The organism is Pseudomonas syringae pv. tomato str. DC3000, assembly GCF_000007805.1.
Taxonomy (GTDB): Bacteria; Pseudomonadota; Gammaproteobacteria; order Pseudomonadales; family Pseudomonadaceae; genus Aquipseudomonas; species Aquipseudomonas avellanae.
Genome location: NC_004578.1, coordinates 4079701 through 4095370, shown reverse-complemented (window position 1 = coordinate 4095370; position 15670 = coordinate 4079701). Strand labels below are relative to the sequence as shown.

The following is a 15670-nucleotide window of genomic DNA, read 5'->3' as shown; positions in this document are numbered from 1 at the left end:
GGAAACGCCTGATGACCCCAGCCCCCCCATTTTTGCAAGCGACGGCTCTGGCATGCGAGCGGGACTGGCGGGTGCTGTTCGAAAACCTCGATCTGCACCTGTGCGCCGGGGACATGTTGCAGGTCAGCGGCCCCAACGGCAGCGGCAAGACCAGCCTGCTGCGCCTGCTGTGCGGGCTGATGCAGCCGACCGCCGGGCAGGTGCTGCTCAACGGGCAAGTGCTGGGCCGCCAGCGAGCGCCGGGCTGCGATCTGTTGTGGCTTGGCCATGCGCCAGCGCTCAAGGACTTGCTCACACCGCTTGAGAACCTGGCCTGGCTCTGCGCGCTGCATCAGCCAGCCGGTGCCGACGCTATTGGTCATGCGCTGAACGCGGTCGGGCTGGCCGGGTTCGAGGACGTGCCTTGTCACACCTTGTCTGCCGGGCAGCAGCGTCGCGTTGCGCTGGCACGTCTGCATCTGCCCGGCCCGTCGCTCTGGATACTCGATGAGCCCTTCACCGCGCTCGATCAACAAGGCATCGCCCAGTTGGAGAATCACCTGGCAGACCACTGTGAACAGGGCGGTATGGTAGTGATCACCACTCACCACACCCTGAGTCGCTTGCCTGCGGGTTATCGCAGCATCGATCTGGCAAAGGGGTCAGCATGAGCTGTGTCTTTGCGGCGCTGATCCTGCGCGAAGCACGCCTGCTTGCGCGTCGTCCGGCCGAGCTGGCCAACCCGCTGGTGTTCTTCGCGCTGGTCATCGCCCTGTTCCCGCTGGCCATCGGCCCGGACACGCAATTGTTGCAAGCCTTGTCGCCGGGACTGCTCTGGGTGGCGGCGCTGTTGGCTGTGCTGCTTTCGCTGGACGGGCTGTTTCGCGGCGATTTCGAGGACGGCTCACTGGAACAGTGGGTCCTTTCGCCGCACCCTCTGGCGCTTCTGATTCTGGGCAAAGTACTGGCACACTGGGTTTTTTCCGGGCTGGCGCTGGTACTGTTGTCGCCGGTGCTGGCATTGATGCTCGGTCTGCCGGTGCAGTGCCTGCCGGTGCTGATGCTTTCGCTGCTGCTCGGCACGCCGGTGCTCAGCCTGTTGGGCGCCGTGGGCGCCGCGTTGACGGTGGGCCTCAAGCGCGGCGGTGTGTTGCTCGCCCTGCTGATTCTGCCGCTGTACATCCCGGTGTTGATTCTGGGCAGCGCTGCGCTGCAAGCCGCCCTGCAAGGCGTGTCCGCGACCGGCTACCTGTTGTGGCTCGGCAGCCTCACGGTGCTGGCGATTACCCTGACACCCTTTGCAATCGCCGCGGGCCTGAAGATCAGCGTCGGCGAATAATTGAGGTGCCGGGCATCGGGTTACCGATGTCCGGCAAAAACCCTGGATACACCTGATGAAAAGCAACGCCATGAAAAGCAGCATCGGTTGGGCCTGGTTGCACAGGCTCGGCTCACCGAAAGCGTTTTACCGCATTAGTGCGCGCCTGCTGCCGTGGCTGAGTGTGGCTGCGTGTCTGTTGCTGGGCATCGGTATGGTCTGGGGCCTGGCGTTCGCGCCGCCGGATTACCAGCAGGGCAACAGTTTTCGGATCATCTACATTCACGTGCCTGCCGCCATGCTGGCGCAGTCCTGCTACGTGATGCTGGCGGTGTGCGGCGTGGTCGGGTTGGTATGGAAGATCAAACTGGCCGACGTTGCGCTGCACTGCGCGGCGCCCATCGGGGCGTGGATGACTGCGCTGGCGTTGGCAACCGGGGCGATCTGGGGCAAGCCGACCTGGGGCGCCTGGTGGGTCTGGGATGCACGACTGACTTCAATGCTGATTCTGCTGTTCCTGTATCTGGGCCTGATCGCGCTGGGCAACGCGATCAGCAATCGCGACAGCGCCGGCAAGGCCTGTGCAGTGCTGGCCATCGTCGGCGTGGTGAATATTCCGATCATCAAATACTCGGTCGAGTGGTGGAACACCTTGCATCAGGGCGCGACGTTCAGCCTCACGGAGAAACCGGCCATGCCTGCCGAAATGTGGCTGCCGCTGCTGTTTACCGTGTTGGGTTTTTACTGCTTCTTTGGCGTCGTGCTGCTGTTGCGCATGCGGATTGAAGTGCTGCGTCGCGAGTCGCGCACCCAGTGGGCAAGGGCCGAGATTCAGCGCAGCCTGGGGCACACGCCGACGCCGTTGGAGAACACGCCTTGAGCTTCGAGTCATTCAGCGATTTTCTCGCAATGGGCCGCCACGGGCTATTTGTCTGGTCGGCTTACGGCCTGTGTCTGCTGGTGCTGCTGATCAACGTGGCGTTGCCGGTGCTGGCGCGGCGGCGTTATCTGAAGCAACAGGCGCAACGCTTGAAGCGGGAGAGCCGGCCGTGAACCCGCTGCGCAGAAAGCGCTTGTTGATCATTCTGGCCGTGCTGGGCGGTGTCGGTCTGGCCCTGACCCTGGCACTCAGTGCGCTCAAGGAAAACATCAATCTGTTCTATACGCCAAGCCAGATCGCCAATGGCCAAGCCCCGCTCGGCACCCGCATTCGCGCGGGTGGCATGGTAGAGAAGGGGTCATTGCAGCGCTCGACGGATTCACTGGACGTGCGTTTTGTGGTCACCGATTTCAACAAGTCGGTGACCATCGCCTATCGCGGCATCCTTCCCGACCTGTTTCGCGAGGGGCAGGGCATTGTCGCGTTGGGCAAGCTCGATGCTCAGGGCGTGGTGGTTGCCGACGAAGTGCTGGCCAAACATGACGAGAAGTACATGCCCCCCGAAGTGAGCAAAGCACTGCGTGAAAGCGGCCAGGCGACACCGGCTCCGGCCTCCATGCCCGCTAGGCAGGCTGATCGATGATTCCCGAACTCGGCCATCTGGCCATGATTCTGGCGTTGGGTTTTGCGCTGGTGCAGGCCATCGTCCCGCTGATCGGTGCGTGGCGTGGCGACCGCTTGTGGATGAGCCTGGCGCGTCCAGCGGCGTGGGGCCAGTTCAGCTTTCTGATCTTCGCCTTCGGTTGCCTGACCTACGCGTTCATGACCGATGATTTTTCCGTTACCTATGTGGCGCAGAATTCCAACACCGCGCTGCCCTGGTACTACAAGTTCAGCGCCGTGTGGGGCGCGCATGAAGGCTCGTTGCTGCTCTGGGCGTTGATTCTCGGTGGCTGGACCTTCGCGGTGTCGGTGTTTTCCCGGCAACTGCCACAGGTGATGCTGGCGCGGGTACTGGCCGTGATGGGCATGATCAGCCTGGGCTTTTTGCTGTTTCTGATCCTCACGTCCAACCCGTTTGCCCGCCTGCTGCCGCAAATGCCTGCCAACGGGCGCGATCTCAACCCGTTGTTGCAGGATATCGGCCTGATCGTGCATCCGCCGATGCTGTACATGGGCTATGTGGGGTTTTCCGTAGCCTTTGCGTTTGCCATTGCGGCGCTGCTCGGCGGGCGACTCGACGCTGCCTGGGCGCGCTGGTCGCGACCCTGGACACTGGTGGCCTGGGCGTTTCTCGGCATCGGCATCAGCCTTGGCTCGTGGTGGGCGTATTACGAACTGGGCTGGGGCGGCTGGTGGTTCTGGGACCCGGTGGAAAACGCCTCGTTCATGCCCTGGCTGGTGGGCACGGCGCTGATTCATTCGCTGGCGGTCACGGAAAAACGCGGCGTGTTCAAGAGCTGGACGGTGCTGCTGGCAATTGCGGCGTTTTCCCTGAGCCTGCTGGGCACGTTTCTGGTGCGTTCCGGGGTGCTGACGTCGGTACACGCTTTCGCCTCGGACCCGGCACGCGGCGTGTTCATTCTGATGTTCCTGCTGGTTGTGGTGGGCGGCTCGCTGACCCTGTTCGCGATTCGTGCGCCGGTGGTGAAAAGCCACGTCGGCTTTGGCCTGTGGTCGCGGGAAACCTTGCTGCTCGGCAATAACCTGTTGCTGGTGGTGGCCGCGTCGATGATCCTGCTCGGCACGCTTTATCCGCTGGTGATCGACGCCATCAGCGGCGACAAGATGTCGGTCGGTCCGCCGTATTTCAACGCGCTGTTCGTGCCGTTGATGGGGCTGTTGCTGGCAGTCATGGCGGTCGGTGTACTGGTGCGCTGGAAGGACACGCCGCTGAAATGGCTGCTGGGCATGCTCGCCCCGGTGCTGATCGGCAGCGCCGTGCTGGCGGTGATCGCCGGGCTGGTCATGGGCGATTTTCAGTGGGCGGTGCTGGCCATCTTCATGCTCGCTGCCTGGGTGCTGCTGGCCGGGCTGCGCGACCTGTTTGACAAGACCCGTCACAAGGGGCTTCTCAAAGGCGCACGCAGCCTGACCCGCAGTTATTGGGGCATGCAGCTTGCGCACTTTGGCATCGTGGTGTGCGCGCTGGGCGTGGTGCTATCCAGCCAGAACAGCGCCGAGCGCGATTTGCGCATGGCCCCGGGTGAGTCCACCGAGCTGGGCGGTTATGTGTTTGTGTTCGAGGGCGCGAAGCATTATGAAGGGCCCAATTTCACCTCGGATCGTGGCACCGTTCGCGTCCTGCGTAACGGCGTGCAGCTCACTGAACTGCACCCGGAGAAACGCCTTTACAGCGTGCAGCAATCAATGATGACCGAGGCGGGCATCGACGCCGGTTTCAGCCGCGATCTTTACGTGGCCTTGGGCGAACCGCTGGGCAATGGCGCCTGGGCGGTGCGGGTTCACGTCAAACCGTTCGTGCGCTGGATCTGGTTCGGCGGCTTGCTGACCGGTCTTGGCGGGGTGCTGGCGGCGCTGGACCGGCGTTATCGCACGCGGGTCAAAACCAGAGTGCGTGAGGCGCTTGGCCTGTCGGGAGCTGCGCGATGAGGCGCTGGATCATGGTCGTGCCGCTGGCGCTGTTTCTCGGCGTGGCGGCGTTGTTGTACCGCGGTTTGTATCTGGACCCCGCCGAGCTGCCTTCAGCGCTGATCGGCAAACCTTTTCCGCCGTTCTCGTTGCAGGCAGTGCAGAGTAATCGGGTGTTGACCCGTGCCGACCTGCTGGGCAAACCCGCGCTGGTCAATGTCTGGGGCACTTGGTGCGTGGCCTGCCGGGTCGAGCATCCGCTGCTCACCCGGCTGGCGCAGCAGGGCGTGGTGATCTACGGCGTGAACTACAAGGACGTCAACGCCGATGCGATAAAGTGGCTCAAGGAATTTCACGATCCTTACCAATTGAATATCCGTGACGAAGACGGCTCGCTGGGCCTGAACCTGGGTGTGTATGGCGCACCGGAAACCTTCTTGATCGACCGTCAGGGCATCATTCGTTACAAACATGTCGGGGTCATTGATGAGGCGGTCTGGCGCGAGAAAATTGCTGCCCGCTATCAGGCGCTGGTTGACGAGGGCCGACCATGAAACGCTGCTTGAGCATGATTTTGCTGAACCTGTTGCTGTGCGGCATCGCCCATGCGGCCATCGACGCCTACACCTTTCGTGACGACGCCGAGCGCGCCCGCTACAGCGAGCTGACCCGCGAGCTGCGCTGCCCCAAATGCCAGAATCAGGACATCGCCGACTCCAATGCACCCATTGCGGCTGATTTGCGCAAGGAAATCTACCGCATGCTGGGCGAAGGGCAGAGCAATCAGAAGATCATCGATTTCATGGTCGATCGCTATGGTGACTTCGTTCGTTACAAACCGAGCCTCAACGCCCGCACCTGGCTGCTCTGGTTCGGCCCGGCCGGTCTGTTGCTCGGCGGCCTGCTGGTGATTGGTTTTATCGTGATGCGCCGTCGCAAACAGCGCTTTGCCCCCGCCGCTGCATTGTCCAAAGACGAGCAGCAGCGCCTCGCCCGATTGCTGGACGATCACCGCACATGATTGATTTCTGGATAGCAACCGGGCTGTTGTTGCTGGTGGCGTTGGGCTTTTTGCTGTTCCCGGTGCTGCGCGGCCAGCGTGCGCAGCGCGAAGAAGACCGCACCGCGCTCAATGTGGCTCTGTATCAGGAGCGCCTGGCCGAGTTGCAGGTTCAGCACGAGCAAGGCGTTTTGTCGGCGCAGCAGCTTCAGGACGCTCGCGCCGAGGCTGCCCGAGAGTTGCTTGCCGACACCGAAGGCACAGAAACCGTCCGCGCTTCCCGGCTGGGCAAGCCGCTGTTGTTTCTGGCTGCCGTGCTGGTGCCGCTGCTCGGCCTTATGGGCTATCTGCATCTGGGCGCCAGCGACCGGGTCGAGCTGAGCCGCGAATTCGCCAAGCCGCCATCCTCACTGGCCGACATGACCCAGCGCCTTGAGCGCAGCGTGCAGGCCCAGCCGGATTCTGCCGAGAACCTGTATTTTCTGGCGCGCAGCTACATGGCGCAAAATCGTCCCGGCGATGCAGCACGGATGTTCGAGCGTTCGGTGGCACTGGCCGGAAGATCGCCCGAGTTGCTCGGTCAGTGGGCGCAGGCGTTGTATTTTGCTAGCGACAAGCACTTCACCCCGCAGGTGCAGGCGCTGACCGACGAAGCGCTGCAGGCCGACCGCAAAGAAGTCACCAGCCTTGGCCTGCTGGGGATTGCCGCGTTTGAAACGCAGCGTTATCAGGCAGCGGTGGATTACTGGACCCGCCTGCTGGCGGCGTTGCCCGCGCAGGACGCATCGCGCTCGGCGCTGGAAGGCGGGATAGCCCGGGCACGAGAGAATCTTGCGCAACAGGGCCCGCCAGTCAAAGCCCGGCCACTCAAAGTGCGTGTCGCGCTGGCTGAATCGCTCAAAAATAACGTCCAGCCAACTGACAGCGTGTTCATCTTCGCCCGCGCAATCAAGGGGCCAGCCGCGCCATTGGCGGTCAAGCGCATCACTGTGGCGGACCTGCCCGCCGAGGTGGAACTGGGCGATGCCGACGCAATGATGCCGCAACTGAACCTGTCGAACTTTGCACAAGTCCAACTGGTTGCGCGAGTGTCTCGCGCAGGGCAGCCAACCACTGGTGAGTGGGTCGGCCGCAGTCAGCCGCTGGCCAGCGATACCGAGGCGCAGCAGGTATTGACCATCGACAGTCCGGATAACTAGAGAAAACGTTTATGTACCGTACCGCACGCATCACCTTGTTGGGTCTGGTCGTTGGCCTGAGTGCCTGTGCAGTCCAGTATCCGGCACCGCCACATAGCCAGGATCCGATTATTAACCTGCCGGGTGGCCAGCAGCCTGGCGCACCGCGCCCTGGCACTGCGCCTGCCGAGCCTGCCAAAGCGCCAGCGGCAGCACCGAAGACCTCGGCCAGCTTCGCCCCGCCACCGGGCGGTGGCAGCCATTGGGACCCTCGCCTGGGTGTGTACGTGATGGACGACCAGCCCAATACGTTCTATCGCCAGCGCACTTACTACCAATGGAACAACGGCTGGAGCTGGGCGACCAACCCCAACGGACCGTGGCAGGCGACCGACGCCAGCGGCGTACCGGCCGGGCTGGGTAAACAGTTCAGCAATTGATTCAAGTCTGCAAATAAAAACGGCGACCTTATGGGTCGCCGTTTTGCTTTGCGGGGGTGCTTACTTGCCCGGATAAATCTGGTCGAACACACCGCCGTCAATGAAGTGGGTCTTCTGCACAGTGCGCCAGTCGCCGAAGGTTTTCTCCACCGAGAGGAAGTCCACTTTCGGGAAACGATCCTTGTACTTGGCGAGAATCTGCGTATCGCGTGGGCGCAGGTAATTCTTGGCAGCGATTTCCTGACCTTCTGGCGACCACAGGTATTTCAGATATTCCTCAGCCAGTGGGCGAGACTGTTTCTTGTCCACCACCTTGTCGACCACACTCACCGGCGGCTCGGCTTCTGCCGACACGGACGGGTAGACCACTTCAAACTGGTCGCGACCGAATTCGCGGGCGATCATCTCGGCTTCGTTTTCAAAGGTGACCAGCACGTCGCCGATCTGGTTGGTCATGAACGTCGTGGTCGCACCACGGCCGCCGGTGTCGAGCACTGGCACATGGCGGAACAGATCACCGACGAATTTCTTCGCAGCGGCTTCATCGCCGCCGTTTTTCAGGGTGTACCCCCACGCCGACAGGTAGGTGTAGCGGCCGTTGCCCGAGGTTTTCGGGTTGGGCACGATGACTTCGACGCCATCCTTGATCAGGTCCGGCCAGTCTTTGAGGGCTTTCGGGTTGCCCTTGCGCACGATAAACACAGTGGCCGACGTGAACGGTGCACTGTTGTTCGGCAGGCGGCTGACCCAGTCTTTCGGCACCAGTTCACCATTGTCGGCCAGCGCATTGATGTCGGTGGCCATGTTCATGGTGATCACATCAGCCGGCAGCCCGTCGATGACCGAGCGCGCCTGCTTGCTCGACCCGCCAAACGACATCTGCACGGTCACGTCTTCATTCTTTTCGGCTTTCCAGTGTTTCTGAAAGGCGCTGTTGTAGTCCTTGTAGAAATCACGCATCACGTCGTAAGAGACGTTGAGCAGCGGCTGAGCCGCCTGAGTTGCGCTGGCAAAGGCCAGGCCTGCGGCCAGTAGCGAGGCGGCGAAGAGTTTGTTCACTGCAAGGTCCTTGAGATCATTGTGATGAAGTCTGATGGCGTAATGCCGCGACACTATCAGTATCGCGCCTGCTGTTTAAAGACTGAAAAGGTCTTTGCTTATGCCTTGTGCTCTACTTTTGCGAACAATTGATTACCACATCGCGAACAGAACGCTGCGCCATGCTCGTGGAAATTCTTCGAGCACACCGGGCAATCGTGTTTCAACTGCTCGCCGCGCATGGCGTTGGCCAGCTCGGCGGTGAATATCCCGGTGGGCACGGCGATGATCGAGTAACCGATGATCATCACAAGCGACGAGAGCATCTGCCCGACGGGGGTCTTGGGCACGATATCGCCGAAGCCGACGGTGGTGAGGGTCACGATAGCCCAGTAAATGCCCTTGGGGATGCTGGTGAAACCGTGCTCCGGGCCTTCGATCACGTACATCAGCGTGCCGAACACCGTGACCAGGGTTGAGACGGTGACCAGAAACACGATGATCTTCTGCTTGCTGCCGCGTAGCGCTGCCAGCAGGTAGTTGGCCTGGCGCAGGTAAGTACCGAGCTTGAGCACCCGGAAAATCCGCAGCATACGGATGATCCGCACGATCAGCAGGTATTGTGCGTCGCTGTAATAAATCGACAGAACCCCCGGCACAATCGCCAGCAAATCGACCAGCCCGTAAAAACTGAACGCATATTTCAGTGGCCGGGGCGAGCAGTACAGACGCATGATGTATTCAATGGCGAACAGCAGCGTGAAGCCCCATTCGATCCAGGCGAACAGCGTCGCGTAATCGCGATGAATGCTTTCGATGCTGTCGATGACCGTGACCAGCAGACTGAGCAGGATCGCCACCAGCACAATCTTGTCAAACATCCGCCCGGCAGGCGTATTGGCCTCGAAAATAACGATATGCAACCGCTCGCGACGGCTCAGAGAGGTGTCCATGGTGCTTCCCGATACAAAGATCAGCAGAGCCTAGGAGCATGGCCGGTCAAGTGCAAGCGCGTTGGCAGCACATTCAAGACCGGACGCAGAGCGTCCAGAACCGCGTTCCTACGCTGGAGCGTAGGAACGATAACCCCAACTATCGTGCGATGCTCCGCGTCGTCATGCCGTTTCGTGACGCTCTGCGTCACAACTCTGCGCCGCGCTGCACATTCAAGACCGGACGCAGAGCGTCCAGAACCGCGTTCCTACGCTGGAGCGTAGGAACTATAATCCCAACTATCGTGCGACGCTCCGCGTCGTCATGCCGTTTCGTGACGCTCTGCGTCACAACTCTGCGTCGCGTTGCACATTCAAGACCGGACGCAGAGCGTCCAGAACCGCGTTCCTACGCTGGAGCGTAGGAACGATAACCCCAACTATCGTGCGACGCTCTGTGTCGTCATGCCGTTTCGTGACGCTCTGCGTCACAATTCTGCGTCGCGTTGCACATTCAAGACCGGACGCAGAGCGTCCAGAACCGCGTTCCTACGCTGGAGCGTAGGAACGATAACCCCAACTATCGTGCGACGCTCCGCGTCGTCACGCCGTTTCGTGACGCTCTGCGTCACAATTCTGCGCCGCGCTGCACATTCAAGACCGGACGCAGAGCGTCCAGAACCGCGTTCCTACGCTGGAGCGTAGGAACGATAACCCCAACTATCGTGCGACGCTCCGCGTCGTCACGCCGTTTCGTGACGCTCTGCGTCACAATTCTGCGTCGCGTTGCACATTCAAGACCGGACGCAGAGCGTCCAGAACCGCGTTCCTACGCTGGAGCGTAGGAACGATAATCTCAACTATCGTGCGACGCTCTGTGTCGTCATGCCGTTTCGTGACGCTCTGCGTCACAACTCTGCGCCGCGCTGCACATTCAAGACCGGACGCAGAGCGTCCAGAACCGCGTTCCTACGCTGGAGTGGTAGGAACGATAATCTCTACTTCTGCGCCACGTCATCCTTCTCCCAACCTCCACCCAGCGCCAGAAACAGGTTGATCTGCCCCATGGCCACTTCGGTGTTGGCTTCGGCCATCTGTGCGCGTACGTCGGTGTAGGTGCGGGTGGCTTGCAGGTCGGCGAGGAACGAGGCGCGTCCGGCCTCGTAGAAGCGGTGGGTCTGGTCAGCAGCTTCTCTGGCCGATTGTTCGGCTTCCTTGAGGGCATCGCGGCGGTCGAGCAGGGCGGTGTATTGCGCAAGGCCGGTCTGGGTCTCACGGATGGCGTTGAGCACCACGCCGTCAAAGCGTGCCAACGATGCCTGCGCCGACGCTTCGGCTTGATGGATGCGTGCCCGAGAGCCGTTGGACGGGAGGGTCCAGTTCAGCAGTGGCCCGAAGCCCCAGCGGTTGGCGGCCGGTTTGCCGAGGTTCTCGATCAGGCCGGTGGTGCCGATGCTCGCGCCAATGCTGATGTCTGGATACAACTCGCCGGTGGCCACACCAATTTCGGCCGTCGACATCGCCAGATGACGTTCAGCCTGACGCACATCCGGGCGGCGTTTGAGCAGTGTGGCGCCATCGCCCACCGGCATGACCTGTGCGATGTGCGGCAGTTCGTTACAGGTGCTGACCCCGACAGGTAATTGTTCCACAGGTTTGGCCAGCAGCATCGACAGGCGGAACATCGCCGCCTGACGTCGCGCCTCGTAACGTGGCATTTCGGCACGTAACGATTTGAACTGCGTCTGTGAGCGCGTGACCTGGGTTTCATCGCCACGGCCCGCATCGCGCAGGCGCTGGTTGAGGGTCACGCTCTGCTGTTGCAGGGCCAGCGATTCGCGGGCGATGCCGAGTTCTTCGTTGGCCGCGCAGATCTGTGTGTAGGCCCGCACCACATCGGCGACCACCGTGATGCGCGCCGTATCGACCGCCGCCTGATTGGCATCGACATTGGCCTGCGCAGCTTCGATGCCGCGCTGCAACGTGCCAAACAGGTCGAACTGATACGAAGTGGTCAGGCCAACGTCGCCGACGTTGGACACCGGCACCTTTTCGGTCAATAGATACGCCTCGCCCGATTCCTGCACACGCTGCGCGCCGATCTTCGCACCGTTGGTAAAACCGCCTGCGGCCTGGGCTTCGGACGTCTGATAGCGAGAACGTTGCAGGTTGGCGGCAGCAATGCGCAGGTCGGTATTGGAGGCGATGGCCTGGCGCACCAGTTCATCCAGACGCGCATCCTGATACAGCCGCCACCAGTGCGCAGGCACTGGCGCCGAAACGGTGTTGACCGAACGGCCGGCCAGTTCGCCCTGTAAATCCGGGCGATTGATCGCGCCGTCTTTCGGCAGTTGGTAATCCGGCCCGACCATCTGGCAGGCCGACAGCACTGCACTGAACCCCAGGGCCGCCACGCGTAAAGCGCGTTTCATCGTTGCGCCTCCTGCGTATCGTCAATGATCGACACCGTCGCGGTGCGCCCGGCGATCATGCGAAAGTTGCCAGGCACCTCATCGAAGGCGATGCGCACCGGAATCCGCTGCGCCAGGCGCACCCAACTGAACGCCGGGTTGACGTTGGGCAGCAGGTTCGAGCCGCTGCTGCGGTCACGGTCTTCGATGCCGGCAACGATGCTCACCACGTGACCGGTCAGCCGTGCGTTGTCACCAATGACCCGGATGTCCACGCCCTGGCCAACATGAATGCCGTCCAGTTTGGTTTCCTCGAAGTAGCCGTCGATATGGAACGACGCCGAATCGACCACCGACAGCACCGGCCGCCCGGCCGTGACGAACTCATGATCGCGGGGCGCGCGGTCGTTGAGGTAGCCGTCCACCGGGCTGCGGATCACCGAGCGATCCAGGTTCAGTTGTGCGGCATCCACGGCCACGCGGGATTCACCCAGTGCCGAGAGGGCGCGGGCTTCGCGAGACTGGCTTTCTTCCAGTTGCTCACGCGCGACCAGATTGCCCAGGCCGCGGTTACGCTTGTTCTCGCGGCGCGCTTGCTCCCAGGTTTCCTGACGCTCGGCAACCGTTGCCTGGGTCTGACGCAGGGTCAGGCGGAAACGGTCCTGGTCGATGGTGAACAGCACCTGGCCCTTGTGCACGGGCTGGTTGTCCGTCACCTCGACCTTCTGGATCAAGCCGGACACGTCCGGCGCGATCTGCACGACATCGGCGCGAATGTGCCCGTCGCGGGTCCACGGCGCGTACATGTAATACATCACCATGCGCCACACAACGACGGCAGCCAGAGTGACAACCAGCAGGGTCAGGACCACGCGGCCCAGTGTCAGTATCGGTTTTTTCATGTCATCAGGTATCGACTGAGAGTATCCACGGCGCCGAGCAGCAAAGCGTATAGACCTACGTTGAACAAAGCCCGGTGCCAGACCAGACGGTAGAAGTGGGCGCGCGACAGCACGGCGTGCACGCCGAGGAACAGCAGATAGGCAATGCCCATCATCGCCAGAAACGTGGGGATGAAGATCCCGCTGATGTCCAGATCACCGATCACAGCGGCGCTCCATCGATGTTGTGTGGCAGTTGCTCGGTCAGCTCACCCCCCACAGTGACGATCTCCACGCCCGGCAATAGCGCCAGACGCAGGCCGCTGAGCGCGTGCAGCAGATGAACGCGAGCCGGGTTGTCGCCCATTTCCTGATCGGTCAGCGCGCGGCGTGCGCGGTCCATGGCCATCAACAGGCCTCTGGGCGCGGGCAGTCGCTCGCCGGCTTTGCTGCAGTGTTTGAAATAGCCGCTGACCTCATCGATCACCTGCCGCAATAACACCTGAGCGGCAGGTGTTGCGCGCCGGGTGTAAGCGAGCAGGTCAAGCATGTTCAGCGCCACCCGCAGCTCACGCAGAGCAATCCCGGTGTCCTGCGCGGTAATCGTCAGGCGCGGCAGTTGCTGCATCAGGCGGTCGAGCATTTGCACGCCCATGCGCCGGTGCTCGGCCAGAGACGAGTGTTCGCTGAGGCTGGCGATGTCGCGCCAGCTGAAACGGGTCAGGCGCTTCACCGCCAGATCGACGCCAAACGGGCGGAACACCAGCGTCCAGATAAAGGCGAACAGCAGCCCGGCAGGCCCGGCCAGATTGGAATTGAGGAAGTTCATGAAATCCGCGTCGTAGGCGCTCTGGATGCTGATGAACGACGAGGTATTGACGATGGTCAGCAGCGTGCCCAGAAAGAAGCGCGGCTGTACGGTCAAGGTGCCGACGCAGATAAACGGTACGGCGAAGGCGAGTACCAGCATCGGGAAGTCATGCAGGTTGGGCAGCACCACGAACAGGTACAGGCTGGCAAACACCACCGACAGCAGGGTCCAGAAGAAGAACCGGTAGATTTGCGGGGCCGGGTCGTCCATGGCGGCAAAGAAGCTGCACGACACCGCGGCCAGCGCGACCGCACTGGCGCCGTCTTTCCAGCCCAGCAGAATCCACAACACCGATGCGGCGATGATCGCCAGTACCGTCGAAGTCACTGAATAGAGCATCAGGCCGCGGTCCAGAAACGGTGTCAGGCGACCCAGACGCCAGTGGCGATAGACGGCGCGCCATGGCGACTGATCGTCGGTCTTGATCGCGTACTGCAGCGTGCGGCAATCCTGCCACAGGTCGATCCACTCGCTCAGGCGGAACAGGGTATTGGAGAGCAATAACCGGTCTCGGTCATCGAGTTGCGCAGAGCCCGGTTGCAGGCCTTCCAGCTCGCGGTGCAGTTGTCGCCACGGCTCATGTTGCGGACCATCGGCGGTGCTTTCGAGCCAGTCGCAAGCCCTTTGCAGCATGGGTTTCAGGCTGGCCAGCAGCTCGGGCGTGCGCCGCTCCAGTGCCCACAACGCATCGTCCAGCGCATCAATGACCGGCAGCAGGTGAATCATTCGGCCGCGTAGTTCATTGGCGTTGCGCACGGTCTGTTTGCGTGCGCCCTCGTGGCTCAACTGGCCGATCATCATTTCCAGCGAATTGAAGCTGCCGACCATGGAATTACGCAGCGTGCCGATTTCTTCGGCCTGACAGGTGCGGCTGATGAAGCGCTGGCTGTAGGTCGCGGCGTCACCGAACCACTTTTCTGTGGTGGCCTGAAACACCGGAGCCAGACGTCTGGGCCAGAACATCGCGCCGACAACGGAGGCGCAGATGATGCCAAGGAAAATTTCCTCGGTACGCGACACTGCAATGTCGAACACGGCCTGTGGATTATCGACCACCGGCAGCGAAATCAACGGCATGGTGTAGCCCGCCAGCATCAACGCGTAACTGTTGGCCGTGCGCAGGTGCAGAGACAGAAACAGCAGCGTGCCGGTCCACAGCCCGACCACGATGGCCAACAGCAAGGGCGTCTGCACGAACATCGGCACCAGCAGCACCGACGCGGCCGCACCGGCCAGGGTTCCGGCGGCGCGATACAACGCTTTGGAGCTGGTCGGGCCTACGAACGGGCTGGAAACGATGTACACGGTGGCCATTGCCCAGTAGGGGCGGGGCATTTCCATCAACAGCGCGATGTAAAGCGCCAGCATGGAAGCGCCGAAGGTACGCACACCGTAGAACCAGTCGCGCGCGGGTGGCACGCTGGAGAAAAATCCGCTCAAGCCGATCCTCCCAATTCAGTGTGCGCCGCCTCGGCGAACGCCTGGAACACACGCAATGTGGCTTCCAGGTCAGAAAGCTGCAGACCTTTGAGGACATCGGCGCGCAGCCGGGTCAGTTCCAGTTCGATGGAACCTGCCAGCGTGCGGCCCTTGTCGGTCAGGCTCAGGGCCTTGGCGCGGCGGTCGTTGGGGTCTTCGCTGCGGCACACGATGCCGGCCTTGCACAGCTGATCGAGCAGGCGCACCAGCGTCGGGCTTTCCATGCCGGCGGCTTGCGCCACTTTGACCTGATGGACACCGTCACCCAAGCGCGCAATCGCCAATAAAGGCCCTGCGCACGCTTCGGAAATCCCGTAGGTGACCAGCGTGTTCTGACAGATGCGTCGCCATTGGCGAGACGCTGCTACCAGACCGCTACTGACCGCCCGATGCAATGAATCGACAGGCATGAAAACACCGATAATTTAGTTAGGAGCAACATTGTTAGTGAGAATATTAATAGCTTGCTAACTAATATCTCGTAACAAGATCTTACGGTCAACCCGTAACTGCCAGACGGTGGCTTTGAATAGGGCCAGGGGGATCATCGACCCGGATCAAGCCAGAAATCGATAATAAATGGTCGCCTGGGTCAACGTGGCTCAGGGAAAGTTCATTGTTTACGTCAATTGTTCCGGAACCTTACTAACTGTTACTAGCAATTAATATCA

Annotated in this window: 17 protein-coding genes; 10 read left to right on the top strand and 7 right to left on the bottom strand. The window is 61.6% G+C overall.

The features are described from left to right. Nucleotides 1-11: 11 nt before the first annotated feature. The 10 genes from ccmA to PSPTO_RS18745 are packed head-to-tail and all read left to right on the top strand — an operon-like array spanning nt 12 to nt 7387. Nucleotides 12-650 (top strand): cytochrome c biogenesis heme-transporting ATPase CcmA, encoded by a 639-nt coding sequence (gene ccmA / locus PSPTO_RS18790; RefSeq protein WP_007245274.1) that lies wholly within the window; start codon nt 12-14, stop codon nt 648-650. Next, nucleotides 647-1318 (top strand): heme exporter protein CcmB, encoded by a 672-nt coding sequence (gene ccmB, locus PSPTO_RS18785; protein ID WP_011104640.1) that lies wholly within the window; start codon nt 647-649, stop codon nt 1316-1318. The genes ccmA and ccmB overlap by 4 nt, the downstream gene beginning before the upstream one ends. A gap of 55 nt (nt 1319-1373) precedes the next feature. Further along, on the top strand, nt 1374-2177 hold the full coding sequence (locus PSPTO_RS18780) for a heme ABC transporter permease (protein WP_005765259.1): 804 nt from the start codon (nt 1374-1376) through the stop codon (nt 2175-2177). Further along, nucleotides 2174-2350: a heme exporter protein CcmD gene (gene ccmD / locus PSPTO_RS18775; RefSeq protein ID WP_005765257.1), complete on the top strand. Its 177-nt coding sequence runs from the start codon at nt 2174-2176 to the stop codon at nt 2348-2350. Before PSPTO_RS18780 ends, ccmD begins: the two co-directional genes overlap by 4 nt. Continuing rightward, the gene (ccmE, locus tag PSPTO_RS18770) at nt 2347-2820 is read left to right on the top strand and encodes a cytochrome c maturation protein CcmE (protein WP_005765255.1); all 474 of its coding nucleotides are present in this window, start codon (nt 2347-2349) and stop codon (nt 2818-2820) included. The genes ccmD and ccmE overlap by 4 nt, the downstream gene beginning before the upstream one ends. Next, nucleotides 2817-4790: a heme lyase CcmF/NrfE family subunit gene (locus tag PSPTO_RS18765; RefSeq protein WP_005765253.1), complete on the top strand. Its 1974-nt coding sequence runs from the start codon at nt 2817-2819 to the stop codon at nt 4788-4790. Before ccmE ends, PSPTO_RS18765 begins: the two co-directional genes overlap by 4 nt. Next, complete coding sequence (locus tag PSPTO_RS18760) at nt 4787-5323, top strand: DsbE family thiol:disulfide interchange protein (protein WP_005765251.1); 537 nt, start codon at nt 4787-4789, stop codon at nt 5321-5323. The genes PSPTO_RS18765 and PSPTO_RS18760 overlap by 4 nt, the downstream gene beginning before the upstream one ends. Then, nucleotides 5320-5790, top strand: coding sequence for a cytochrome c-type biogenesis protein (locus PSPTO_RS18755; protein WP_011104639.1), 471 nt, complete (start codon nt 5320-5322; stop codon nt 5788-5790). Before PSPTO_RS18760 ends, PSPTO_RS18755 begins: the two co-directional genes overlap by 4 nt. Beyond that, nucleotides 5787-6968, top strand: a complete 1182-nt coding sequence (gene ccmI / locus PSPTO_RS18750; RefSeq protein WP_046463733.1) for a c-type cytochrome biogenesis protein CcmI — start codon at nt 5787-5789, stop codon at nt 6966-6968. The genes PSPTO_RS18755 and ccmI overlap by 4 nt, the downstream gene beginning before the upstream one ends. An 11-nt stretch (nt 6969-6979) precedes the next feature. Continuing rightward, nucleotides 6980-7387 carry a lipoprotein gene (locus PSPTO_RS18745; RefSeq protein ID WP_011104638.1) on the top strand — a complete coding sequence of 136 codons (408 nt, stop codon included), beginning with the start codon at nt 6980-6982 and terminating at the stop codon, nt 7385-7387. 60 nt (nt 7388-7447) lie between these two features. On the opposite strand, the gene PSPTO_RS18740 is transcribed toward PSPTO_RS18745, so the two are convergent. From PSPTO_RS18740 to PSPTO_RS18690, 7 genes are all read right to left on the bottom strand, one after another. Continuing rightward, a complete protein-coding gene (locus tag PSPTO_RS18740) occupies nt 7448-8446 on the bottom strand; it encodes a sulfate ABC transporter substrate-binding protein (RefSeq protein WP_011104637.1) in 999 nt (332 codons plus the stop codon). 98 nt (nt 8447-8544) lie between these two features. Further along, on the bottom strand, nt 8545-9378 hold the full coding sequence (locus tag PSPTO_RS18735; RefSeq protein WP_005619395.1) for an ion transporter: 834 nt from the start codon (nt 9376-9378) through the stop codon (nt 8545-8547). A gap of 977 nt (nt 9379-10355) precedes the next feature. Then, on the bottom strand, nt 10356-11789 hold the full coding sequence (locus PSPTO_RS18710) for an efflux transporter outer membrane subunit (RefSeq protein ID WP_011104636.1): 1434 nt from the start codon (nt 11787-11789) through the stop codon (nt 10356-10358). After that, nucleotides 11786-12670 carry an efflux RND transporter periplasmic adaptor subunit gene (locus PSPTO_RS18705; RefSeq protein ID WP_011104635.1) on the bottom strand — a complete coding sequence of 295 codons (885 nt, stop codon included), beginning with the start codon at nt 12668-12670 and terminating at the stop codon, nt 11786-11788. Before PSPTO_RS18705 ends, PSPTO_RS18710 begins: the two co-directional genes overlap by 4 nt. Next, complete coding sequence (locus PSPTO_RS18700) at nt 12667-12876, bottom strand: DUF1656 domain-containing protein (protein WP_003378219.1); 210 nt, start codon at nt 12874-12876, stop codon at nt 12667-12669. The genes PSPTO_RS18705 and PSPTO_RS18700 overlap by 4 nt, the downstream gene beginning before the upstream one ends. Next, nucleotides 12873-14960 (bottom strand): FUSC family protein, encoded by a 2088-nt coding sequence (locus PSPTO_RS18695; protein WP_046463355.1) that lies wholly within the window; start codon nt 14958-14960, stop codon nt 12873-12875. Before PSPTO_RS18695 ends, PSPTO_RS18700 begins: the two co-directional genes overlap by 4 nt. Then, entirely contained in the window at nt 14957-15409 is a 453-nt protein-coding gene (locus PSPTO_RS18690) for a MarR family winged helix-turn-helix transcriptional regulator (RefSeq protein WP_011104633.1), read from the bottom strand. Before PSPTO_RS18690 ends, PSPTO_RS18695 begins: the two co-directional genes overlap by 4 nt. Nucleotides 15410-15670: the final 261 nt, after the last annotated feature.